Here is a 24,039-nt window from a genome sequence, read left to right as displayed (position 1 = left end):
GGCCAGTCTTTTCAGTCCAGCCCGCCTGCCGCCCACAGGAACAGGCCCGCCGCCTGTGCACGGCGCACCATTTCCGGGCGGTCCAGCAGGATCACCTGTCCCGCCGCCCAGGCAATGCCGGCAAGTCCCGCCGATACGGCCTGATCCACCGTGTCGGGCCCAAGGGTCGGCAGGTCGATGCGCAGATCCTGTCCCGGCTTCGGCGCCTTGTAGAGGACGCCGCGGGCGCCTTTGGGATTGGGGCGCAGGTCGGCATGACGCGCCGCGAAATCCAGCATCGCGGCAGTGCCAGGCAGCGTTTCCAGTGCCAGACACAGGCCCTGCGCAACGACCGCCCCTTGACCCAGGTCCAGCGGCCCGGTCTGGGCCAGAATCCGCGCGGCCCGGCCCGCGTCCCTGCGATCTGCATCGGTCGGATCTCCGGTCAGGATGCCTTCCGCCGTAATGAGATCGGGCACAATTTCGATGACGGAACAAACCGTAAGGTCATTCTCCTCGAAAATGTCGAGGACCGTTCGCAGTGCCGCGTCATCGCCCGACTGCATGGCGGTCAGGATGCGGGGGACAAGCTGCGCGGTTCGCGGGTCGAACGCCTCCGGGTCCAGCCGCGGCCGCCGGATCGCGCCGGCAAAGACCACGCGGGTCACCCCTTTGGCATGCAGATCATCCAGAAACGGTACCAGACGTTCCAGCTGGAACGTCGTGGCGGTCAGGCCGTCCGGGGCAAAGCCCGGCAAGGCGAAGACCAACGGATCGTCCAGGCAGGCGGCAACGGCCGGGGCCAGGGCGCCCTGCCCCGCAATGATGGCGATCCGGCTCATTCGGGTTTCGGCGCCAGAAAGCTGCGGTCGGACGGGCCAAGGATAAAGTCCAGCACGTCGCGTTCCATGCCGGTCACCTGCGCCTCGGCACGCGTACGGGCCGTATCGCGGAAGGATCCGCGGCCCAGGTCGCCCAGCAGGGACCGCAGCGCCGCGATGTCGGACCGGGTCGCGCCGCGACGCTTCAGCCCGATCAGGTTCAGGCCGTCCAGGTGCCCGCGCGGCCCCTGGACCAGGCCATAGGGGATCACGTCGGCAGTCACCATCGTAACCGCCCCGATCATCGCGCCGCGGCCGATGCGGACCCATTGATGCACGCCCGACAACCCGCCCACGATCACGTCATCCTCCAGCACGCAATGGCCCGCGATGGCCACGCTGTTGGCCAGGATCACCCGGTCGCCGATCCGGCAGTCATGGCCCACATGGCTGGACGCCATGAACAGCCCGTCATCGCCCACGGTGGTGACGCTGCCGCCGCCGGCGGTGCCGGGGTTCATCGTCACGTATTCGCGGATGCGGTTGCGGGCGCCGATCTGCAGGCGGACGTCCTCGCCCTTGAACTTCAGGTCCTGGGGGACCTCGCCGATGCTGGCGAAGGGAAAGATCACCGTCCCCTCGCCCACCGAGGTGTCGCCAGTCACGACGACATGGGATTTCAGCTCCACCCCGTCCGCCAGCCGGACCTTGGGTCCGACCACGCAGAACGGGCCAATGCGCACCCCCGCGCCGATCTGGGCGCCGGGTTCGATCACGGCCGAAGGGTGGATCAGGGCGTCAGCCATCCTTGCGGGCCATCATCGCAGTATATTCCGCCGACGCGCACAGCTGGCCGTCGACCATGGCCTTGCCCTCGAACTTCCAGATCTTGCCGCCGCCGCGGATGGCGCGGCAATGCAGTTCCAGGACGTCGCCCGGCACGACCATGCGGCGGAACTTGCAGTTGTCGATGCCCATGAAATAGGTCTGCATTTCCTCGTCGATGACGTTCATGCTGATGCCCACCACGACGGCCGCGGTCTGGGCCATCGCCTCGATGATGGTCACGCCGGGCATGATCGGGTGGTTGGGGAAATGGCCCTGGAAATGCGGCTCGTTGCTGGTCACGTTCTTGATGCCCACGGCACTCTCGAACGGGACGATGTCGCGCACCTTGTCGATGAACAGGAAGGGATAGCGGTGGGGGATGATCCGCTTGATCAGCGACAGGTCGGCCTCGGTATAGGGGGCGGGATTGCGCGTGTCGTCAGCCATTTGCGTTCCTTGAGACGGTTTCGTCGGGGTTACCAACCGGGGGGCCGGATGGCAAGCGGGTCAGGCGGGACGGCGCCGCCCCTCGGCCAGCCAGCCGGTCAGGATCAGCCCCGCGATCAGCGCCAGCCATGCCCAACCAGGCAGCAGCGGCCGGCGGTCCAGGCCGGTGACGGTCGCGGCATCACGCGGGGTGACGCCGATCCAGGGGCCGCCCAGGCCATCGCCGCTGGCCGCCCGGCCCGCACGCGTCTGGCGCAGGTCCGGCACGCCGTCGGACAGACGCTGAACCGACCCGCCGCTGGCCTCGACCACGGGTGCCAGCAGAGGCGCGTCGGCCACCGTCTCCTCGAATTCGCGGGGCGCCGCGGGGCCAAGCGCCAGCACGCGGCGCATGTCGCCATCCGCAAGGCGGTACAGGCCGGGTTCGGGCGCGGTCCAGTCCGCGACGAACCGGCCCGGCCCGTCGGCGGCCAACGGGACCTGACTGATGCTGCCGTCGGGGGCGGTGACCTGCAGCGGCCCGGCGCTGTCCTGCATCGTGCGGCGGGTGAACCGCACGGCCAGACCGTCGCGGACATCCGCCAGCAGGGCCTCCTCCTCCAGCTCGGGCTCCTTCATCGACCAGTGGGCGATGCGGCGCAGCAGCTCCAGCTGCGGGCCGCCCCCCTCGAACCCGCGCCCCCACAGCCAGACCTGGTCCGAGGTCAACAACGCGACGCGCCCCTCTCCGACCCGGTCCAGGATCAACAGCGGCTTGTCCTCGGCCCCGGTCATGGCGACCTGGGCGTCGCCGGTGGGCGTCACCTCGGACAGGCGCAGCCAGCGGCCCCAATCGGGCGCGTCGGGATCGGGGCCGCCCAGGTCCGCGGTCACCGGATGGCGCCGCCCGTCATCGGTCAGGCGCGGCGTGAACGGCTGGTCGATGACGCGACCGGTGGGCCGAGCAGGCAGGATCGGCCCCAGAGGCGACAGGTTCAGGCTTTCGACCGACGCCATCTCGGGGCCGGCCGACACCAGGATCGCGCCGCCTTCCTCGACGTATCGGGCGATGTTCATGTAGTATTCGGGCGGCAGGATGCCCCGCACGCTGTAGCGGTCAAAGATGATCAGGTCGAAATCATCGATCCGTTCCAGGAACAGCTCGCGCGTCGGAAAGGCGATCAGCGACAGCTCGTCCACCGGTACGCCGTCGAACTTGTCGGGCGGCCGCAGGATGGTGAAATGGATCAGATCGACCGCCGCGTCCGATTTCAGCAGGTTGCGCCAGGTGCGCTCGCCCGCATGGGGCTCTCCGGATACCAGCAGCACACGCAGGCGGTCTCGCACCCCGTTGATGCTGATGGCGGCGGCGTTGTTGCGGTCGGTCAGCTCTCCGGGTGCGTCGTCCAGCGCGATCTGCACGACGTTCTGGCCGGCGTGGCCGGGCGTCACCGGCAGGGACAGGCTGGTGTTCAGCGGCACGGCGACGGTCTGCTCGTCCTCGCCGTCCACGGACAGGCGCAGGGTGACGCTGCCGGTGCGGCTGGCCTCGGGGACCAGGCCCTGATCCTCGACGCGCAGGCGGATGGTGACCTCCTCCCCGATCAGGCCAAAGGCCGGGGCCTCCTCGATCACCAGGCGGCGGTCCCAGTCCTGCGGCTGACCGGTCAGCAGCACGTGCAGCGGCGCCGCCATCCCCTGCGGCAGCATCTGCGGGTCGTGCAGGCGGCCATCGGTGACGGCGATCACCCCGGCCAGCCTGGCATCGGGTTCGGCGGCGATGGCGCGCGACAGGGCGGTCGCCAGCGCCGTGCCGTCATCGCTGTCGCCCACGGTCACGCGGCGCAGGTCGGTCCCGGGCAATGCGGCGATGCCCGCGGACAGGTCGTCCACCGCCTGATCGACCTGTGCGGCGCGCCCCGGCAGGGCTTGGCTGGCAGAGCGGTCATCCAGCAGGATCACGATGTCGGACAGGGCCGCGCGGGTGCCCAGCTCCAACGCCGGACCGGCCAGGGCCAGCGCCGCGGCCAGCCCTGCCAAGCCGCGCCATGCCCAGCCCCGCATCCCGCGCCACAGCGCGAAGGCCGCGACCAGCACCGCCAGCGCGGCCAGCATGCCGATGGCCCACCACGGCAGGGCCGGGTCGAACCGCAGCTGGGTCAGGGATGTCATGGTGCCAGGATCTCCTCGGTCCGCAGGCGGTCCAGCAGGGCGGGCACATGCACCTGGTCGGATTTATAGTTTCCGGTCAGCACGTACATGACCAGGTTCACGCCGAACCGAGCCGCCATCTCTCTCTGGCGGTCACCCTCCCAGCCCTGTCCGATGGGATAGGCGGCATAGCCGTCGGCGTTGACCGCCCAGGCCTCGGCCCAGGAATTGCCGCCGATGATGACCGGGCTGACCCCGTCGTTCAGCTGGCGGAACGGCACGCCGGCCTCGGCCTGGGACGAGACGGTCGGGGCCTCGGCCCAGACCGGATTGCCCTGCCAGCGGCCTGGAAAGTCGTCCAGCAGATAGAATGTCCGCGTCAGCACGTGATCATCGGGAATAGGCGCCAGGGGCGGGATGTCCAGCGGCGCGGCCAAGCGGCGCAGCGCCTGCGACATGTCGGGGCCGCCGACACCCGCGATGTCGCCGTCGCGGGTGTCGAACAGGATCATTCCCCCCGATCGCAGAAAGGCGTTCAGCCGCAGATAGGCCTGTGGTGCGGGCGCGGGCTGTGCATCGGTGATGGGCCAGTACAGGAACGTCAGCAGCGACAGGTCGTCCTGGTCCAAATCGATCCCGATCGGCTGTCCCGGCTCGACCGAGGTGCGACTGCGCAGCGCCTGCGACAGCCCGGTCAGACCCTGTTCGGAGGCCTGATCGATCCGCGCGTCACCCGTCACGACATAGGCCAGCGCCACGTCGGCCGCGGCCCGCATCAGATCGGGGTCCAGATCCTGCGCCTGCGCCCGCGGGCCCGGCAGCATCGCCAAAACAAGCGCGACCGCCGCCATGGCCCCTCGCCTGCGTCCGCGCCCCAGCCAAGCCGACCCGATGGCATCCAGCGCCAGCAGCAGCGCCACCGCGGCCAGCAGCGCGCCCTTCAGGTCGCGTCCCGGCGTGGCGGCGACGGCCTCGACCGTGGCACCGGGCCAGGTCGCCCGCACGAAGGGACCGCCCGCGTTCAGCGCCCGGCGCCGCTCGCCCGCCGCATAGATGCCCGCGGGGCGGTCGGGGCCCGTCCCCTGCGCCAGATCGGCGGCGGGCACCGGGGTCAGGCCCTGGGCCTCGGCGGGACGCCCGAACCCGTCCAGCACGGCCTCGGGCGTCCAGAAGGTTTGGGTCAGGTCCTCGGTCGCAGCCTCGGACGGCGACAGGCGGGCGGTTGCGACAAGGCGCTCCATCATCTGCGGGAACAGGCCCGACAGCGGCAGGTTCGACCATTCGGCATTGGCTGTCACATGGACCAGCACGACCTGCCCCTGGCCAAGCCGGTCGCGGGTGATCAGCGGCGTGTTGTCGGACAGCGACGCGATGGTGCGCCCCGCCAGATCGGGCGCGGGCTGGGCCATCAGCTGCGCGCGGACGGACACATCATCCGGCACGGGTAGGCCCGCAAAGGGACCGTCATCGGGGAACGGCGCCAGCCCGCGCGGGTCGCCCCAGGACAGCGCACCGCCGATGTCGCGCCCGCCCTGGCGCAGCGCCACGGGCAGCAGCGGTTCTTCGGCCAGGCGGTCGTAACCGGCCATGCGCGGCCCCGCAAAGCGGATCAGCAGCCCGCCTTCGGCCACCCATTGCGTCAGGTCCAGCGTCTCAGCCAGCTGCACCTGATCGGCCAGCACGATCACGTCGGGCGCGGTGTCCAGGACATCGCCCAAAGCGCCTTCGACCAGGTCGGTCGTGGGGGCCAGCGCCTGGCGCAGATAGTGGGTCTGGGCCAACAGCTGCTGGCCTTCGGCAAGCGGATCGCCGACCAGGGCCACCTTGCGGCGGCGCACGCGGTCATCCGCCAGAACGACCGCGCCGGCATGGTTTTCGGCCTCGATCTGAAAGCGGGTGATCCGGTTGCGCAGTTCGGGCGGCAGGTCGATCGCCACGGGGCGGACGGTCAACCCGTCGGCATCCGTCGCGTCGCCGGGCGTGAGGCTGGCCAAGGCGCGTTCGATCCCTTGCGGATCGGGGCCGATGGCCTGGATCGCCGGGGCGGCATCATCAACCGAGGTCAGCGTCAGCGACGGCGTGTCGCCCGACGCCAGCGCCAGCGTCCGCAGCGGACGCGCGGGCGGCACGACCGTCACCGGGCCGCGATCCGCCAGGGCCGCCAGCCACGCCGCGCGGTTCGGATGATCGGTCCCGTCCGCGATCCACAGCGTCGACAGCGACCCCTCCGGCGCATCGGCCAGCGCGGCGCCCGGATCGTCGGGCAGGCGCGTCGACCAGGGTTGCGGCTGCGCGGCGCGCAGGCCGGACAGCAGGGCATCGGCGGGCTGGAACGCCAGCGCGCCCTGTCCCCGTCCGTCGGCCATCAGCAATGCCGCGGGCCGGCCCGCGGCGGCGGCATCCGTCAGGGCGGTTTCGACGCGCGTCTGGCGGGCCGCCCAATCGGGCGCGGCGGCAAAGCCCGCATCCATCACGATCAGCAACGGCCCGTCGGCCGCGGGCTGCACCACGGGGCGCCAGACGGGCCCCGCAAAGGCCAGGATCGCCGCCGCCACCGCCGCCAAGCGGATCAGCAGCAGCCACCATGGCGTGCGGCTGGCGATGGGCGCGCGATCGACAAGCCCCGCCAACAGGGCGACGCCCGGAAAGATCACCCGCCGCGGCGCGGGCGGCATGGCGCGCAGGATCACCCACAGGACCGGCAGCGCGATCAGCGCGCCCAGCAGCCATGGCGCGGCGAAACCCAAGGGCCCCAGCAGCAGCATCAGCGCGCCCCCTGCCCCAAAGCCTGCCACAGCCAGTTCAGCGCCTGTGCGGGGTCGGCGTCCGTCAGATGCGTGCCGAACTGCCAGCCTGCCCGCCGCGCCTGCCCCTCCAGCCAGGCCTGTCGTTCGGCCAGCCGGGCCAGATAGGCCGCGCGCAGCCCGCCGGCATCGCGGCTGTCATGCCGCAGGCTGCCAGAGCGGAACTCGACCGCGCCGTCATAGGGGAAATGCGCCTCGTCCGGGTCCAGGATCTGGAACAGCAGGCCCGACAGGCCCAGGCCCGCCGCCTGCCCTAGCATGTCCGCAACCCAGCCCGGATCGGTCAGGAAATCCGACAGGATCACCACCCGCAGGTTCGGTCGCAGGGCGTGGGCCGGGGCGGCATCCTCGGCGGCGGTACCCGTGGCCAGCTGTTCCGCCAGGCGGTCGGCCTGCATGCGGCCGGCCCGTGCGGGTTGGCCCAGCAGCCCGACCTTTTCCCCCCCGCGCAGCATCAGCATGCCAAGCGCCAGCGTCAGGATCTGACCGCGTTCGGCCTTGGTCGGGCGGTCGGGCCCGCCGGTGAAATCCATGCCGGGCGCGCGCGACAGCCACAGGGCGGCGGATTGCGCCGTCTGCGCCTCGCGGTCGCGCACGAACTGGCTGTCGGACCGGCCGGACCGCCGCCAGTCGATGCTGCGCGCCCCATCGCCCGCGCCCGCGGGGCGGTACTGCCAGAAATCCTCTCCGGGACCGGCGCGGCGCAGGCCATGGGCGCCCGGGGCCACCATCGCGGCCAGCCGTTCGGCCGACAGGATCAGGCCGGGCAGATGCCCGGCGACCCCTTCGGCCCGCGCGCGCAGATCGGTGGGCGTCACGCTCATGCGGCGCGACGGGTGCCGATGCGGTCGTCCAGCAGGCGGCCGATCACCGCGTCGACCGTCTCTCCGCGTGCGCGGGCGGCGAAGGACAGCGCCATGCGGTGGCGCAGCACGGGCGCCGCCATCGCGGCCACGTCGTCCAGCGTCGGCGCATAGCGGCCGTTCAGCACGGCACGCGCGCGGCTGACCAGCATCAGCGCCTGCGCGGCGCGCGGACCCGGCCCCCAGGTCAGCGCATCGGTGACGAAGGACGCGGCCTCGGGTGCACCGGGGCGAGCGGCGCGGACAAGGTCCAGGATCGCCTCGACCACGGTCTCTCCCACGGGCATCTGGCGGATCAGGCGCTGTGCCGCGATCAGCTGGTCGGGGGTGAAGGCCGCGTGCGGGGTGTCATCCTCCAGCCCCGTGGTGGCGATCAGGATCTGGCGTTCGGTGTCGCGGTCCGGGTAATCGACGTCGATCTGCAGCAGGAACCGGTCCAGCTGCGCCTCGGGCAGCGGATAGGTGCCCTCCTGCTCGATCGGGTTCTGGGTGGCCAGGACGTGGAACGGACGGCCCAGGGGGCGGTGCTGGCCGCTGATGGTGACCTCGCGCTCCTGCATGGCCTGCAGCAGGGCAGATTGGGTGCGGGGGCTGGCACGGTTGATTTCGTCGGCCATCAGCAGCTGGGTGAAGACCGGCCCCTCGATGAAACGGAACGCCCGACTTCCGTCGGGCCGCGCGTCCAGGACCTCGGACCCCAGGATGTCGGCGGGCATCAGGTCGGGCGTGAACTGGATGCGGGCGCTGTCCAGACCCAAGACGGTGGACAGCGTGTCGACCAGCATGGTCTTGCCCAGGCCCGGCTGCCCGATCAGCAGCGCGTGTCCCCCGGACAGGATCGACGCAAGGACCTGTTCGACCACCTCGTGCTGGCCCACGAAACGGCGTTCGACGCTGGCACGGGCATCCGACAGGCGGGCGGCCAGGGCCTGGACCTCTTGCACCAGAAATTCGTCCGACGTCATGACATTGCCCCCGCGCTGGTTTAAGGAAAGCATAGGCAGTCCAGACATAGGCGACCAGATCGAATGGCGGAAAACGGTGACAAAAGCGTGAACCCCGACGGGCTGGCCCAAGCCGCGGCGATCGCGGCCAAGGACGGGCCTGCGCCCGTGCATCTGTGGAACCCGCCCTATTGCGGAGAGATGGACCTGACCATCTGCGCGGACGGCACCTGGCTGCACGAAGGCACGCCCATCGGACGCCCCGCGATGGTGCGCCTGTTCGCCAGCATCCTGAAGCGTGAGGGCGACCGATTTTACCTGGTCTCTCCGGTCGAGAAGATCGGCATCCGGGTCGAGGATGCGCCCTTCCTGGTCACCGATGCCGACATCGCCCAGGACGTGATCACCTTCGTCACCAACATGGGCGAACGGGTGACGGCAGGTCCGGATCACGCGATCATCATCCGCGGCACGGCCGAGGTTCCGCGGCCCTATGTCCATGTGCGCGGCGGGTTGGAGGCGCTGATCGACCGCAAGACCTTCTACCGCCTGGCGGCCGCGGCCGATCCCGGGCCCGACGGGCGCGCGGCGGTGCGGTCCGGCAGACAGTCCTTCGCACTGGAGCCCTGAATGCCGCAGTTCGCAGCCAATCTGACGACACTGTTCACCGAACTGCAGATGATCGACCGCTTTGCCGCCGCGGCCGAGGCCGGGTTCACCGGGGTCGAGATCCTGTTCCCCTATGACATCGCGGCGCAGGACCTCTATCGCGCGTCGGTCAAGACGGGGCTGCCGATCGTGCTGATCAACGCGCCGCCGCCGAACTGGGCCGGCGGACCGCGCGGGTTTGCCGCCGTTCCGGGGCTGGAGGATCGCTTTCGTCGCGATTTCGAACGCAGCCTGCGCGTGGCGCAGGCGCTGCGCGCGCGTCACATCCACGTTATGGCCGGTCGCGCCGAGGGTGCTCAGGCGCTGGAGACCCTTGTCGCGAACCTGTCCTGGGCCGCGGACCGCGCCCCCCATGCCAGCCTGACGATCGAACCCGTGAACGACACCGACATGCCGGGATATTTCCTGACCGATTACGGCATGGCCATCGACATCATCGACCGCATCGCCGCGCCGAACCTTGGGCTGCAGCTGGACACCTATCACGCACAGGTCATCACGGGCGACATGCAGGCCTGCTGGCGCAAGGTCGCCCCGCTGGTGCGCCACATCCAGATCGCGGGCCATCCCGGTCGGAACGAGCCCGACGTCGGCACCCTGGATTATCCCTCCCTGTTCGCGGAGCTGGACGACTGGGGGTATCGCGGCTGGGTGTCGGCCGAATACGCCCCCGTCCGAACCACCCAGTCCGGATTGGGGTGGCTGCACGTCGCCGGTTGAACCCACGCAACATCCGGTCGGATTTTCCTGTGCAACAGGGAACTTGCGCGCAGCGTGGTCCGTTTGCTGACAGATGCGTCGCCGTGTCGCGCCCCCGCGCGCGGCAGACGCCCAAAGCAAAGGGAAAATGCCATGAACTCGATCATCTACATTGTCGGCCTGGTTGTCGTCGTCCTGTTCGTCCTGTCGTTCCTCGGCCTGCGTTGAGGGTTAACAGCATGAACGAAAACCTCGAAGCAGCCGGCACCGGCTCGCGCCCCCATGTCGACTGGGCATCCATCCTTGCCGGTGCGGCCATCGCCGCGGGCGCCTCGGTCGTCTTCACGGGCTTCACGGCTGCCATCGGCCTTGGTTCCGTCTCGGCAGAGCCGGGCGAAGGTCTGGGCACGTTCGCCCTGATCCTGGTCGGCCTGTTCGCCTTCGCGTCCATGGTGGCCGTCTATGGCCTGGGTGGATACGTGTCGGGGCGGATGCGCCGTCGCACTCATTCCGGTGAGGACCAGACGGATGCACGCGACGGCATCCATGGCCTGACCGTTTGGGCGATCGGCATGATCCTGACCGGCATCCTGGCCGCAGGCGCGGTGTCCAGCGGCGTCCGCGCGGCCGGCAACGCGGCTTCGACCGCGGTCGAAGCTGCAGGTTCCGCCGTGGGTGGTGCCGTGCAGGGCGCGGGCCAACTGGCCGGCGGCGTGGTCGGTGGCGTTGGCCAGATCGCTGGCGGTGCCGTCAGCGGCGTCGGTCAGTTGGCTGGCGGCGCGATCTCGGGCGCCGGTGAGGCCGCTGGTGGTCAGGACATGGGCGGCAATCCGCTGGACTATGTGACCGACCGTCTGCTGCGCAGCGAGGCTGCGGCACCGGATCAGTTCTCGAACGAGGCGATCCGCAACGAGGTCACCGGCATCCTGGGCACCGTTCTGCGCACGGGCGAGGTGGCCGATGACGATCTTGACTATCTGCGCGACGCGCTTGCCGCCCGTACCGACCTGACCCCGGCCCAGATCGACGCCCGCGTCGAAGAAGCCGTGACCCAGGCTCAGGACCTGCGTGCCGAAGCCGAAGCCCGTATCGAAGAAGCGCGGACCCAAGCCGAGGAAGCCGTAGCCGCTGCCGAACAGCGCGCCCAGGAACTGCAGGCGCAAGCCGAACAACAGCTGCAGGAGGCACAGGATGCCGCCATCGCCGCTGCCGAATCCGCCCGCCGCGGTGCGGTGTGGAGCGCGCTGTTCCTGGCCGTGTCGTCGCTGGTTGCCGGTCTGGCCGCCTGGATGGGCGCAATCAAGGGCGGTTCGGACCGCGATGCCGGTCGCGTCTGGGGTGGCCTGTCGCGTCGCCGCACCTGACGGACGTCTTCGTCCGACGCGACGGAAATGTGACAAGCATGGCCCCCGACCCCCGTGTCGGGGGCCATGCGCATTTGCGGGCTGGCATTCGCGGCCCTTATCGGCTAGGGCAGCCGCGAAACCTACAGATTAAGGCCGTCATGGATATCCGCAACATCGCCATCATCGCTCACGTCGACCACGGCAAAACCACCCTGGTGGACCAGCTGCTGCGTCAGTCGGGCTCCTTCCGCGACAACCAGGCCGTCGCGGAACGCGCGATGGACAGCAACGACATCGAACGTGAACGCGGCATCACCATTTTGGCCAAGGCAACCTCGGTCGAATGGAAGGGCACGCGCATCAACATCGTCGACACGCCCGGCCACGCTGATTTCGGCGGCGAGGTCGAACGCATCCTGTCGATGGTGGACGGCGTCTGCCTGCTGGTCGACGCGGCCGAAGGCCCGATGCCCCAGACCAAGTTCGTGACCTCCAAGGCACTGGCCCTGGGCCTGCGCCCGATCGTCGTGCTGAACAAGGTCGACAAGCCCGCAGCCGAGCCCGACGAGACGCTGAACGACGTGTTCGACCTGTTCGCCAACCTGGGCGCCAGCGACGAGCAGCTGGACTTTCCGCATGTCTATGCCTCGGGCATCGGCGGTTGGGCCGACGCGACGCTGGACGGCGAGCGCAAGAACATGGACGCGCTGTTCGACCTGATCCTGAAGCACGTCCAGCCGCCCAAGCAGATCACTCGCGCGGACGAGCCGTTCCAGATGCTGGCGACCACGCTTGGCGCCGACGCCTTTCTGGGCCGTCTGCTGACCGGTCGCGTCGAGGCGGGCACCGCCAAGGCCGGCGACACGCTGAAGGCGCTGTCGCGCGACGGCGAGCGGCTGGAGCAGTTCCGCATCAGCAAGATCATGGCGTTCCGCGGCCTAACACAGACCCCGATCGACGTGGCCGAGGCCGGTGACATCGTGACGATCGCGGGCATGGCCAAGGCCACCGTGGCCGACACGCTGTGCCACCCGGACGTGATGGAGGCCCTGCCCTCGCAGCCGATCGATCCCCCGACCATCAGCGTCACCTTCGGCATCAACGACAGCCCGCTGGCCGGCAAGGACGGCAAGAAGGTCCAGAGCCGCGTGATCCGCGAGCGCCTGATGAAGGAAGCCGAGATCAACGTCGCCATCAAGGTCGAGGACACCCCCGGCGGCGAGGCCTTCGTTGTCTCGGGTCGCGGCGAACTGCAGATGGGCGTCCTGATCGAGAACATGCGCCGTGAAGGGTTCGAGCTGTCGATCAGCCGCCCGCGCGTGATCTACAAGGAAGAGGACGGCCAGCGCCTTGAGCCGATCGAAGAAGTCATCATCGACGTCGATGACGAATACACCGGCGTGGTGATCGAGAAGCTGACCGGCGACCGCAAGGGCGACCTGGTCGAGATGCGTCCCGCCGGCGTCGGCAAGACGCGCATCGTGGCCCATGTCCCGTCGCGTGGCCTGATCGGCTATCAAGGCGAGTTCATGACCGATACGCGCGGCAACGGCGTGCTGAACCGCATCTTCCACGGTTGGGCGCCGCACAAGGGTGCCATCCAGGGCCGTCGCCAGGGCGTGCTGATCAGCATGGAGAACGGCGTGTCCGTATCCTATGCGCTGTGGAAGCTGGAAGATCGCGGCAAGTTCTTCATCGGCGCGCAGGAAGAGCTGTACCAGGGCATGATCATCGGCGAACACAGCCGGGACAACGACCTTGAGGTGAACCCGCTGAAGGGCAAGCAGCTGACCAACGTCCGTGCCTCCGGCACAGACGAGGCCGTCCGCCTGACGCCCCCGGTCCGCCAGTCGCTGGAAGAGGCGATCGCCTATATCAACGACGACGAGCTGGTCGAGGTCACGCCCAAGAACATCCGCCTGCGCAAGCGGCACCTGGATCCGCACGAACGCAAGCGCGTCGCACGGTCCGGCGCCTGATACGCATCCACCGCAAGGTTGCTGAAATCACAGGTCCGCGTGCCCCCCGGCACGCGGACCTGTCCATTTAGATATGTCGCCAAGGCGACACTTCGTGCTATGATTGTCTTATCCGAATTGCGCACCCGTTTAAGATGCACAAATTTGGTTGCTACATAGATTCCACGGCTGCTTTTCTGGGGCATTCTGGCCCTAAATCACATTCAAGTCATCTGTTTTCGTTTGGCCCACCCCGCAACGGATCGGATTGCATCGTGATGAAACACCTGTCGGAACGCCGTGACCCCAGGGGTCTGCACGACCGCGCCATCAGTGCCGCGATGACGCTTGTCCTGGACCAACGCCGCCAGCCCCCCACGATTGCCGATATTGCCGAAGCCGTCGACGAACCCGTCGAACGGGTCCGTGCCTTGTTCGCCGATGAACGCGCCCTGCTGGTGGCCAGCGTCGAACAGGCGCTGGTCGTGCTGATCGACAGCTGCACCCGCGCGGTGGTCCGCGTCGATCCCGACGACCCCGTCGCGCAGTTCCTGAGCCTGGGCGACACCTATCTGGATTGGGCCTGCCGCTATCCCGCGCAGTTCAGGCTGCTGCAGGACTGCGATCTGACCAACGCGCGGCACGAACCCATCCTGCGGCGCTATACCGACAGCATCGCCGATCTGACGCTGCGCATGCTGGCGCGGGCCCGCGATACCGGTCGCCTGCACCCGCGCGAGGATATCGCGATGCTGGCCCTGTCCGCGCGCTGCTATGTGGTGGGGCTTGCGCGGCTGGTTCTGGACGGCCGCCTGAAGGATTGGACCGAAGAGCGCGATTCCCTGACCACCGCCAAGCATCTGACGCATGATTTCGTGCATCGGATGGCGCGCAGCAGCCAGCCCCATATGGCCGGCATGTGACGGATTAGCCCCTTTCGGACCCATGGTGCTTGCGGTATCCCGGTTGCAACCTGTGAATGACCGAAGAGAGCAGCCGTGACCGATTACATCATCAAGGACATTGCGCTGGCCGAATACGGCCGCAAGGAACTGGACATCGCCGAGACGGAAATGCCCGGCCTGATGGCGCTGCGTTCCGAATACGGCGAGGCCAAGCCGCTGGCGGGCGCCCGGATCGTCGGCAGCCTGCACATGACCATCCAGACCGCCGTCCTGATCGAGACGCTGACCCATCTGGGCGCGGATGTCCGTTGGGCGTCCTGCAACATCTACTCGACCCAGGATCACGCTGCTGCCGCCATCGCCGCCGCGGGTGTCCCGGTCTTCGCCATCAAGGGGCAGAGCCTGCCCGAGCATTGGGATTACCTTGATCGCTCGTTCCAGTTCCCCGAAGGCCCGAACCTGATCCTGGATGATGGCGGCGATGCGACGCTGTATATCCTGCTGGGTGCCCGCGCCGAGGCCGGCGAGGACGTGATCCCCGTGCCGCAGTCGGACGAGGAAACCGTCATCAAGGCGCAGATCGCCAAGCGCCTGGCGCAGTCGCCCGGCTGGTTCACGAAGATGCGCGACCAGATCGTTGGCGTGTCCGAGGAGACGACAACCGGCGTCCACCGCCTGTACGATCTGCAGAAGAACGGCCAGCTGCCCTTCCCCGCGATCAACGTGAACGACAGCGTGACCAAATCGAAATTCGACAACAAGTACGGCTGCAAGGAATCGCTGGTCGACGGCATCCGCCGTGCCACCGACGTGATGATGGCGGGCAAGGTCGCCGTCGTCTGCGGCTATGGCGACGTGGGCAAGGGCTCGGCCGCCAGCCTTCAGGGCGCCGGCGCCCGCGTGAAGGTGACCGAGGTCGATCCGATCTGCGCGCTGCAGGCCGCGATGGACGGGTTCGAGGTCGTGACCCTGGAGGATGTGGCCGACAGCGCTGACATCTTCATCACCACTACCGGCAACCGCGACGTGATCCGGCTGGAGCATATGCGCGCCATGAAGGACATGGCGATCGTCGGCAACATCGGCCATTTCGACAACGAGATTCAGGTCGCGGCGCTGCGCAACCACAAATGGACCAATATCAAGGACCAGGTGGACATGATCGAGATGCCGTCGGGCAATCGCATCATCCTGCTGTCGCAGGGGCGCCTGCTGAACCTGGGCAATGCCACGGGCCACCCGTCCTTCGTGATGTCGGCCAGCTTCACCAACCAGGTGCTGGCGCAGATCGAGCTGTGGACCAAGGGCGACGACTACAAGCCCGGCGTCTACATCCTGCCCAAGGCGCTGGACGAAAAGGTCGCGCGACTGCACCTGGACAAGATCGGTGCGAAGCTGTCCGTGCTGTCGTCCGAACAGGCCGCCTATATCGGCGTGACGCCGGAGGGCCCCTTCAAATCCGACCATTACCGGTATTGATGTCATGACAGAATATTCGACCTTCACCTCGGAATCCGTGTCCGAGGGCCATCCCGACAAGATCGCCGACCAGATTTCGGACGCGATCCTGGACGCCATCCTGGCCGAGGACGCGCGCGCCCGCGTTGCGTGCGAGACCATGGTCAAGACCGGCGTCGCCATCATCTCGGGAGAGATCACCACCAGTGCCTGGGTGGATCTGGAATCCATCGTGCGCGGTGTGATCACCGACATCGGCTATAATTCGTCGGATGTGGGCTTTGACGGGGCGACCTGTTCGGTCATCAACATCATCGGCAAGCAGTCGCCCGAGATCAACCAGGGCGTCGACCGCGCCAGCCTTGAGGAGCAGGGCGCAGGCGACCAGGGCCTGATGTTCGGCTATGCCAGCGACGAGACCGACGTGCTGATGCCCGCCGCGATCACCTATGCCCATCGCCTGGTCGAACGCCAGGCGGCGGTGCGGCGCGACGGCACCCTGCCCTGGCTGCGCCCGGATGCCAAATCGCAGCTGACGCTGCGCTATGACGCCGACGGCCGCCCCGAGGGGATCGACGCGGTCGTGCTGTCCACCCAGCACAACCCCGAGATCAGCCTGGCCGACCTGCGCGAGGCGGTGATCGAGGAGATCATCCGCCCGGTCCTGCCCGCGGAATGGCTGTCGGATGCGACCAAGTTCTTCATCAACCCCACCGGCAAGTTCGTCATCGGCGGTCCCGTCGGCGATTGCGGCCTGACCGGGCGCAAGATCATCGTCGACAGCTATGGCGGCATGGCCCGTCATGGCGGCGGCGCGTTCTCGGGCAAGGATCCGTCCAAGGTCGACCGCTCGGCGGCCTATGCCGGCCGTTGGGTTGCCAAGAACATCGTGGCGGCCGGTCTGGCCAAGCGCTGCGAGATCCAGGTCAGCTATGCGATCGGCGTGGCCGAGCCCACCTCGATCAGCCTGAACTGCTTCGGGACCGAAACCGTGCCGGTCGACCGGATCGTGGCGGCTGTGCGCGAGGTGTTCGACCTGCGCCCGTTCGCGATCATCCGCGAACTGGACCTGCTGCATCCGATCTATCGCCCGACGGCCAGCTATGGCCATTTCGGTCGCGAACCCTATGCGTTGAACGGGGCGACCGCGTTCAGCTGGGAACGCACCGACAAGGCAGAAGCGCTGAAATCGGCGCTGAGCTGAATGACGAAGGCCGCCCCACAGGGCGGCCTTTTTCCTTGTCATCCATACAGCTTGCGGGCTCGATCCTCGAAAGCGCGGACGATGCGGGACATCGCCTCGTGGAAGACGACGCCGATCAGGCGCTGCAGGATCGCGTTCTTGAATTCAAAATCGACGAAGAACTCGACATGACAGCCCCCTTCCGGGCGATCCTTGAAGGACCAGCCGCTGCGCATGTACTTGAACGGGCCGTCCAGATATTCCGTGTCGATCTTCCAGACGCCGTCCTGTTCGGGCCACAGGACGACCCGGCTTCCAAAGCGTTCGCGAAAGACCTTGAAGCTGATCACCAGATCGGCGGCGATCTCCTCCGCGCCGTCGGGGCGGGTGGTGCGCGTCCGGATGCGGGCCGCGCTGTTCCAGGGCAGGAACTGCGGATAGCTTTCGATGTCGGCCACCAGATCGTACATCTGGCGGGCACTGTAGGGAAGGTTGCGGCTGTCGCGGTGGTTCGGCACGGGCTATCGCTCTTGAGTTTCGTCGCGGCGTCTGTTTCGATTCGGCACCGATTTAACAGGCAGGACGCGCGATGAACATGATATGGCTGCTGCGTGCGGCAAAATGGGCGCGCAACCCTCCCAGTGCTAGGATGGTCAAGCTGGTGATCGCCGTGATCGCGTTCGGGCTTGCGCTGCTGGCGCTGGAAAAGCTGGGCTGGTGGCCGGACTGGGCCACGCAGGACCAGCGACCGCACCGCCTGCCCCGCTGACGGTCAGTCGCGATCGCGAATGGCGACCGGACGGGGCTTGGGCGCGCCTAGGGCCAAGGTGATGGCGAAAGCGGTCAGAAGGCCCGCGAAAGTCAGGATCAGGGTCATCATTTCCTCCGGTCTGTTTGGTGTCGGGATCACAGGGCCCCGGCACCGAACGTGTCACACTGTCTCATGTCGCCCGAGTCGAACCCGCGCATCAGCCATTCCTGACGTTGCGCCGCACTGCCGTGGGTGAAGCTGTCGGGCATGGGGGTCCGGCCCGCACTGGCCTGGATCACGTCATCGCCGACGGCCTCTGCTGCGCGCATCGCCTCGTCCAGATCGCCAACGTCCAGGGTGCCGAAACGTTCCTGCGCCTGGCGCGCCCAGATGCCGGCATAGCAGTCGGCCTGCAGCTCGGTTGCGACGGACAACTGGTTGGCCTGCGTTTCCGAAAGGCCCGGCTGCTGCGCGGCGCCAAGGGTGCCGGTCAGGTTCTGGACGTGATGCCCCACCTCGTGTGCGATGACATAGGCTGCGGCGAAATCGCCCCCTGCACCCATGCGGTCCGCCATCATGTCGAAAAAGTCGGTGTCCAGATAGACGCGCTGATCTCCGGGGCAGTAGAACGGACCCATGGCCGACGACGCACCACCGCAGGCCGACTGCACCACGCCGCTGAACAGGACCAGGGTCGGATCCTGATAGGCGACGCCCGTCTGCTGCTGCAGCACGGGCTGCCAGACCTCTTCGGTGTCGGCCAGAACCACGCTGACGAATTCGCCCCATTCCTGGTCGCGCTGGCTCAGTTCGGTGGGCTGCCCGCCGCCCTGATCCAGGCCTTGGACCAGCGGCGTCACGTCGATCCCGAAGAAATAGCCGACCGCCAGCACCACCAGCGTGCCCGCCACGCCCAATCCGCCGACCCCGGCACGGCCCATGCCCCGCCGATCCTCGACATTTCCGCTGCCCCGTCGTCCGCGCCACTGCATGCCCTGGTCCCCCTGCTGGCTGTCGCCCCGAACGCCCCGCCCCGCCGGGGGTTCCCGCCAACCATCACAGCGCCGCGACGGGCGTGCAAGGCGCTTGACGCGACGGTCCTGCGGGGGGATGCACGGGGCACGCGACAAAGGGGCGGACATGCTGCGCAGGCTATACGACTGGACCATGGGGCTGGCGTCGCATCGCCACGCGAACGCGTCGCTGTTCACGGTCAGCTTCATCGAAAGTTCGGTGTTTCCGATCCCGCCCGACGTGCTGATGATCCCGATGGTGCTGGCGCAGCGGGCGCGGGCCTGGGCCATTGCCTTCATCGCCACGGCGGGGTCGGTTCTGGGCGCGCTGCTGGGATACGCGATCGGCGCGATCCTGATGGACAGCCTCGGCATGTGGGTTCTGACCATGTACGGCAAGGAGGCCGCGTTCGACGACCTGGCCGCGCGCTTTGCCGAGTTCGGCGGTTGGGCGGTGCTGGTCGCGGCGCTGACGCCCTTTCCGTTCAAGGTCATCACCATCTTTTCCGGCGCCGTGGGCTTTTCGTTGCCCCTGTTCGTGCTGACCAGCATCATCGGCCGCGCGGGGCGGTTCTATGTCGTGGCCGGACTGCTGTGGCGGTTCGGGCCGCCGATTCGCGATTTCATCGAACGTCGGCTCGGGCTGATGTTCTCCATCTTCATGGCCTGCCTGATCGGCGGCTTTGCGGCGGTGAGGTACCTGTGACGGGCATCAGGCTTTCCCTTATGGCGGGCGCGGGGTCCGCGCTGCTGCTGATCGCGGCGCTTGGCTTCCAGGCGGCGGGCTATGCGCCGTGCGAGCTGTGCATCCTGCAGCGCTGGCCGCATGTGGCGGCGGCGGGCATCGCGGCGCTGATCTGGCTGACCGGCCGGGTGCGGGCGCTGGCGGTTCTGGGGATGATCGCGGCGGGTGCGGCGATGGGGCTTGCGATCTATCACGTCGGGGTCGAGATGACCTGGTGGGCCGGACCGGCGCATTGTTCGGGCGGCGTGGGCGATCTGTCGCGGATGACCACGCAGGACCTTATGACCCGCCTGCAATCCGCCCCCGTGGTCCGCTGCGACGAGATCGCATGGCAGTTCATGGGCGTGTCGATGGCGGGCTGGAACGCGATCCTGTCGGCGGGTCTGGCGGGCCTGTGGGCAGTGGCCGCGCGCAAGGGCGCCTGAGACCCCCGCAAGGCGTGATTTCCTGACCTTGGGGGCGGGGCGCGATTGCCCCCTGCGGCAGGCTCGGCTATACCGAACCCCAACTAGATGTTGAGGAATACCCGTGGCCGACACCCCAGAAGACGATCTGCCCGAAACCCCCGAAGACGGTGCCGCGGGCCGCGTCGTGATGCATCACGACGGCCCCATGATCGACATCAGCGCCGAGATGCGGACCTCGTATCTGGACTATGCCATGTCGGTGATCGTCAGCCGGGCGATCCCCGACCTGCGCGACGGCCTGAAGCCGGTTCACCGCCGCATCCTCTATGCGATGGACGAAAGCGGCAACACCGCTGACAAGCCCTATCGCAAGTCCGCGCGGTCCGTGGGCGACGTGATGGGCAAGTATCACCCCCATGGCGACAGTGCGATCTATGACGCGCTGGTGCGGATGGCGCAGACGTTCTCGATGTCGCTGCCACTGCTGGACGGTCAGGGCAACTTCGGGTCGATGGACGGCGATCCGGCCGCGGCCATGCGCTATACCGAAGTGCGGATGGACAAGCCCGCCAACTTCCTGCTGATGGATATCGACAAGGACACCGTCGATTTCCAAGACAACTATGACGGCAAGGACCGCGAGCCCACCGTCCTTCCGGCGCGGTTTCCGAACATGCTGGTCAACGGCGCGGGCGGCATTGCCGTTGGCATGGCGACCAACATTCCGCCGCACAACCTGGGCGAGGTCATCGACGCCACGCTGGAGCTGATCGCCGATCCCGACCTGCCCACCGAGCGCCTGCTGGAAATCATCCCGGGCCCCGACTTTCCCACGGGCGCCACGATCCTGGGCCGGTCCGGGGCGCGCAAGGCCTATCTGGAAGGTCGCGGCAGCGTCATGATCCGCGCCAAGACCCATATCGAGGAACCGCGCAAGGACCGCTTTGCCATCGTCATCGACGAGATCCCGTATCAGGTGAACAAGTCGACCCTGATCGAGCGGATCGCCGAACTGGCCAAGGAGAAGAAGGTCGAGGGCATCGCCACCGTCCAAGACGAATCCGACCGCCACGGCGTGCGCGTCGTGGTCGAACTGAAGCGTGATGCGACCCCTGACGTGGTGCTGAACCAGCTGTTCCGCTTTACCCAGCTGCAGACGACTTTTGGCTGCAACATGCTGGCGCTGAACGGCGGCAAGCCCGAACAGCTGGCGCTGCGCGACTTCCTGACCTACTTCATCAGCTTCCGCGAGGAGGTTGTCGCCCGCCGCACCGCCTACGAGCTGCGCCGCGCCCGCGAACGCAGCCATGTGCTGTGCGGCCTGGCCGTCGCAGTCAGCAATGTCGACGAGGTCGTGGCCACCATCCGCGGCAGCGCCGATGCCGCCGAGGCCCGCGAGAAGCTGATGGAGCGGCGCTGGCCCGCCCATGACATCGTCGAATACCTGCGCCTGATCGACGATCCGCTGCATCCGGTGAACGAGGACGGGACCTACAACCTGTCGGAGACGCAGGCCCGTGCCATCCTGGAACTGCGCCTGCAGCGTCTGACCCAGCTGGGCGTCAAGGAAATCACGGACGAGCTGCAGTCGCTGGCCGACAGCATCCGCGACTATCTGGCGATCCTGGCGTCGCGCGAACGGATTATGGCGATCATCGCGGACGAGCTGCGCGAGGTCCGCAATCTGTTCGCCGTGCCGCGCCGCACCGAGATCGTCGATTGGTCCGGCGACATGATGGACGAGGACCTGATCGAGCGCGAGGACATGGTCGTCACCATCACCTCTGGCGGCTACATCAAGCGGACCGCGCTGGCCGAATTCCGCGCGCAGCGGCGCGGCGGCAAGGGTCTGTCCAGCATGGCCACCAAGGAAGACGACGTGGTCACCACGCTGTTCGTGGCCAACACCCATACCGAGCTGCTGTTCTTCACGACCGACGGCATGGTCTATCGGATGAAGACCTGGCGCCTGCCGTTGGCGGGCCGCACCTCCAAGGGCAAGGCGATGGTCAATATCCTGCCCATCGGCGCGGGCGTCAGCATCGCGGCGCTGCTGCCGATGGATGCGCCGGAGACGGAATGGGACACTTATCAGGTGGTCTTTGCCACGGATGACGGCGACGTGCGTCGCAACGCGCTGTCCGATTTCGGCAGCGTGCGCGCGAACGGCAAGATCGCGATGAAGCTGCCCGAGGGCGTCACGCTGGTGAACGTGCGGATGGCGACCGAGCAGGACGACGTGATGCTGGTGACCGCCCAGGGCCGCGCGATCCGCTTCCCGACTACGGCGGTACGGGTCTTCAAGGGCCGCGATTCCACCGGCGTCCGGGGCATCCGTCTGGCCGAGGGCGACAAGGTCGTCAGCATGTCGGTCATCCGCCATTTCGAGGCGGACCCGTCCGAACGCGTGGCCTATCTGAAGATGCGGCGTGCGGTTGCCGGTGCGTTGGATGACGGCGCCGAGGCGGACGAGGATGACGACACCCCCGAGGGCACCGTCACCCAGGAACGCTACATCGAGATGTCGGCGGCCGAGGATCTGATCCTGACCATCACCGCTAAGGGATCGGGCAAGATCAGCAGCAGCCACGACTATCCGGTCCGTGGCCGTGGGGGCCAGGGCGTGATGGCGATGGACCGCGCCATGCGGGGCGGCCCGCTGGTCGCCAGCTTCCCGGTCGAAAGCTTTGACCAGATCATGCTGGCGACATCCACCGGACAGTCGATCCGGGTCCCGGTGCAGGGCATCAGCTTCCGCTCGCGCAGCGCGGGCGGGGTGCGGGTCTTCAACACAGCCGCCGGAGAGGTCGTCGTCTCGGTCGCGCGGATTGCCGAACAGGGCGACGCGGTCGACCTGGACGAGGGCGATCCCGGCCAGACCGCGCCCGCGCAGGACTGACATCATCGACCCGACCCCGGCCGCCGGGGTCGGGTTTTTCCGATCCGCAGGGGCGTCATTTGGACCATTCGAACGAGACCGTGCTGAGAGAGCGCCTGCAGACCGGGTTTCTGGGGCTGATCGCATTCTCGCTGCTGATGTTCATGCTGGTGCAGGCCAAGTTCATCCTGATCTCTCTGGCGATCGCGATCATCCTGTTCTCGCTGACCTCGGATGCGATCCATGCCATCTCGACCCGGCTTCGGGTGCCGAACTGGTTGGCGACCACGCTGGCGCTGATCGGCATCGCGCTTGGGCTGCTGTGGGTGTCGACCACCATCGTCGCGCAGGTGAACGAGGTTGTGTTCCTGGCGATCAGCTATGCCGAACGGGCGCAGGCCGCCCTGCCCGCCCTGACCGAGCGTCTTGGCCCCGAGGCGCAGGAACGCATCATCACGGCGCTGACCAACTTCAACATCACCGGCTGGATCCGTTCGCTGGCGGGACAGGCTTCCGGGCTGCTGTCGGGCAGCGTGCTGGTGATCCTGTTCGTAGGATTCATGTTCGCCGAACAGGTGTGGTTCCCGCTCAAGATCGAGCGTCTGGCCAATGATGCCGACCACGCGCGCCAGATCCGCCGCATCATCGCGTCGATCATGCACCGCGTGAACCGCTATCTGGTGGTCAAGACCGGGGTCAGCGCGGTCACGGCCTTGATCGTCTGGCTGATCTTTTGGACGATGGGGCTGGAGCTGGCCACCGCGGTGGCCCTGCTGACCTTCGTCCTGAACTTCATCCCGTCGGTCGGGTCGATCATCGCGACGCTGATCGCGGTCCTTCTGGCCTTCGTGCTGACCGGCGACCCGACGGCCACGGTGATCGTGGGCGTGCTGTGCGCGGTCACGCAGTTCCTGATCGGGAACATCATCGATCCGATGCTGCTGGGCCAGACGCTGCGGCTGTCCAGTTTCGGCATCATCCTGTCGCTGGCCTTCTGGGGGGCGATCTGGGGGGTGCCGGGGATGTTCCTGGCGGTTCCGATCATGGTCGCGCTGATGATCATCTGCGCCCATATCCCCTGGCTGCGGGGCGTTGCCGTGATGCTGTCGCGCGAAGGGTTGCCCGATGACGGTGACAACGACGTTCAATCCGACCGGATGGCGGCCTGATCCGGGGCATGCGGCGCCTGGCTCCATGCCCCGGAGGGTCGA

At 67.8% G+C, this 24,039-nt stretch carries 21 protein-coding genes; 12 read left to right on the top strand and 9 right to left on the bottom strand.

The genetic code is table 11. The annotated features are described in order from the left end of the window. Nucleotides 1-11: 11 nt before the first annotated feature. From SY26_RS03000 to SY26_RS02970, 7 genes are read right to left on the bottom strand one after another with little or no spacing between them, the layout of a single operon-like run. Nucleotides 12-821: an LpxI family protein gene (locus SY26_RS03000; protein ID WP_045999195.1), complete on the bottom strand. Its 810-nt coding sequence runs from the start codon at nucleotides 819-821 to the stop codon at nucleotides 12-14. Beyond that, nucleotides 818-1,606, bottom strand: a complete 789-nt coding sequence (gene lpxA / locus SY26_RS02995; RefSeq protein WP_045981418.1) for an acyl-ACP--UDP-N-acetylglucosamine O-acyltransferase — start codon at nucleotides 1,604-1,606, stop codon at nucleotides 818-820. The genes SY26_RS03000 and lpxA overlap by 4 nt, the downstream gene beginning before the upstream one ends. After that, nucleotides 1,599-2,075 (bottom strand): 3-hydroxyacyl-ACP dehydratase FabZ, encoded by a 477-nt coding sequence (gene fabZ / locus SY26_RS02990; protein ID WP_045981419.1) that lies wholly within the window; start codon nucleotides 2,073-2,075, stop codon nucleotides 1,599-1,601. The genes lpxA and fabZ overlap by 8 nt, the downstream gene beginning before the upstream one ends. Before the next feature lie 60 nt (nucleotides 2,076-2,135). Continuing rightward, complete coding sequence (locus SY26_RS02985) at nucleotides 2,136-4,226, bottom strand: membrane protein (RefSeq protein ID WP_045999194.1); 2,091 nt, start codon at nucleotides 4,224-4,226, stop codon at nucleotides 2,136-2,138. Then, complete coding sequence (locus SY26_RS02980) at nucleotides 4,223-6,970, bottom strand: DUF4159 domain-containing protein (RefSeq protein WP_045999628.1); 2,748 nt, start codon at nucleotides 6,968-6,970, stop codon at nucleotides 4,223-4,225. Before SY26_RS02980 ends, SY26_RS02985 begins: the two co-directional genes overlap by 4 nt. Next, nucleotides 6,970-7,833, bottom strand: a complete 864-nt coding sequence (locus SY26_RS02975) for a DUF58 domain-containing protein (RefSeq protein WP_045999193.1) — start codon at nucleotides 7,831-7,833, stop codon at nucleotides 6,970-6,972. Before SY26_RS02975 ends, SY26_RS02980 begins: the two co-directional genes overlap by 1 nt. After that, nucleotides 7,830-8,837 carry a MoxR family ATPase gene (locus SY26_RS02970; RefSeq protein ID WP_045980722.1) on the bottom strand — a complete coding sequence of 336 codons (1,008 nt, stop codon included), beginning with the start codon at nucleotides 8,835-8,837 and terminating at the stop codon, nucleotides 7,830-7,832. The genes SY26_RS02975 and SY26_RS02970 overlap by 4 nt, the downstream gene beginning before the upstream one ends. A 63-nt stretch (nucleotides 8,838-8,900) precedes the next feature. Between SY26_RS02970 and SY26_RS02965 the strand changes: the two genes are divergently transcribed. From SY26_RS02965 to metK, 7 genes are all read left to right on the top strand, one after another. Next, nucleotides 8,901-9,446, top strand: coding sequence for a DUF1285 domain-containing protein (locus SY26_RS02965; RefSeq protein WP_045999192.1), 546 nt, complete (start codon nucleotides 8,901-8,903; stop codon nucleotides 9,444-9,446). Beyond that, nucleotides 9,447-10,205, top strand: a complete 759-nt coding sequence (locus SY26_RS02960; RefSeq protein WP_045999191.1) for a hydroxypyruvate isomerase family protein — start codon at nucleotides 9,447-9,449, stop codon at nucleotides 10,203-10,205. It begins immediately after the preceding gene. A 218-nt stretch (nucleotides 10,206-10,423) separates the two neighbouring features. Then, entirely contained in the window at nucleotides 10,424-11,548 is a 1,125-nt protein-coding gene (locus SY26_RS02955) for a hypothetical protein (RefSeq protein ID WP_045980725.1), read from the top strand. A gap of 140 nt (nucleotides 11,549-11,688) precedes the next feature. Beyond that, nucleotides 11,689-13,509 carry a translational GTPase TypA gene (gene typA, locus SY26_RS02950; protein ID WP_045999190.1) on the top strand — a complete coding sequence of 607 codons (1,821 nt, stop codon included), beginning with the start codon at nucleotides 11,689-11,691 and terminating at the stop codon, nucleotides 13,507-13,509. Nucleotides 13,510-13,766: 257 nt separating this feature from the next. After that, nucleotides 13,767-14,411 (top strand): TetR/AcrR family transcriptional regulator, encoded by a 645-nt coding sequence (locus tag SY26_RS02945; RefSeq protein WP_045999189.1) that lies wholly within the window; start codon nucleotides 13,767-13,769, stop codon nucleotides 14,409-14,411. 75 nt (nucleotides 14,412-14,486) lie between these two features. Further along, a complete protein-coding gene (gene ahcY / locus SY26_RS02940; protein ID WP_045999188.1) occupies nucleotides 14,487-15,872 on the top strand; it encodes an adenosylhomocysteinase in 1,386 nt (461 codons plus the stop codon). A 4-nt stretch (nucleotides 15,873-15,876) separates the two neighbouring features. Continuing rightward, nucleotides 15,877-17,055 carry a methionine adenosyltransferase gene (gene metK, locus SY26_RS02935; RefSeq protein ID WP_045999187.1) on the top strand — a complete coding sequence of 393 codons (1,179 nt, stop codon included), beginning with the start codon at nucleotides 15,877-15,879 and terminating at the stop codon, nucleotides 17,053-17,055. 38 nt (nucleotides 17,056-17,093) lie between these two features. On the opposite strand, the gene SY26_RS02930 is transcribed toward metK, so the two are convergent. After that, nucleotides 17,094-17,552 carry a type II toxin-antitoxin system RatA family toxin gene (locus SY26_RS02930; RefSeq protein ID WP_045999186.1) on the bottom strand — a complete coding sequence of 153 codons (459 nt, stop codon included), beginning with the start codon at nucleotides 17,550-17,552 and terminating at the stop codon, nucleotides 17,094-17,096. A gap of 71 nt (nucleotides 17,553-17,623) precedes the next feature. Here SY26_RS02930 and SY26_RS02925 point away from each other — a divergent pair, with 71 nt between their 5' ends. Next, nucleotides 17,624-17,803 carry a hypothetical protein gene (locus SY26_RS02925; RefSeq protein ID WP_045999185.1) on the top strand — a complete coding sequence of 60 codons (180 nt, stop codon included), beginning with the start codon at nucleotides 17,624-17,626 and terminating at the stop codon, nucleotides 17,801-17,803. Between the two features lie 137 nt (nucleotides 17,804-17,940). Here SY26_RS02925 and SY26_RS02920 read toward each other — a convergent pair whose 3' ends face one another. Continuing rightward, nucleotides 17,941-18,777 (bottom strand): neutral zinc metallopeptidase, encoded by an 837-nt coding sequence (locus SY26_RS02920; protein ID WP_045999184.1) that lies wholly within the window; start codon nucleotides 18,775-18,777, stop codon nucleotides 17,941-17,943. Between the two features lie 148 nt (nucleotides 18,778-18,925). Between SY26_RS02920 and SY26_RS02915 the strand changes: the two genes are divergently transcribed. From SY26_RS02915 to SY26_RS02900, 4 genes are all read left to right on the top strand, one after another. Continuing rightward, on the top strand, nucleotides 18,926-19,504 hold the full coding sequence (locus SY26_RS02915; protein WP_045999183.1) for a YqaA family protein: 579 nt from the start codon (nucleotides 18,926-18,928) through the stop codon (nucleotides 19,502-19,504). A 20-nt stretch (nucleotides 19,505-19,524) separates the two neighbouring features. After that, nucleotides 19,525-19,968, top strand: a complete 444-nt coding sequence (locus SY26_RS02910) for a disulfide bond formation protein B (protein ID WP_045999182.1) — start codon at nucleotides 19,525-19,527, stop codon at nucleotides 19,966-19,968. A 103-nt stretch (nucleotides 19,969-20,071) separates the two neighbouring features. After that, nucleotides 20,072-22,849, top strand: a complete 2,778-nt coding sequence (gene gyrA / locus SY26_RS02905) for a DNA gyrase subunit A (RefSeq protein ID WP_369799388.1) — start codon at nucleotides 20,072-20,074, stop codon at nucleotides 22,847-22,849. A gap of 59 nt (nucleotides 22,850-22,908) precedes the next feature. After that, complete coding sequence (locus SY26_RS02900) at nucleotides 22,909-23,997, top strand: AI-2E family transporter (RefSeq protein ID WP_084693652.1); 1,089 nt, start codon at nucleotides 22,909-22,911, stop codon at nucleotides 23,995-23,997. Nucleotides 23,998-24,039: the final 42 nt, after the last annotated feature.

It is taken from the genome of Paracoccus sp. 228 (assembly GCF_000967825.1).
Taxonomy (GTDB): Bacteria; Pseudomonadota; Alphaproteobacteria; order Rhodobacterales; family Rhodobacteraceae; genus Paracoccus; species Paracoccus marcusii.
This window is presented reverse-complemented; position numbering and strand designations above follow the sequence as displayed.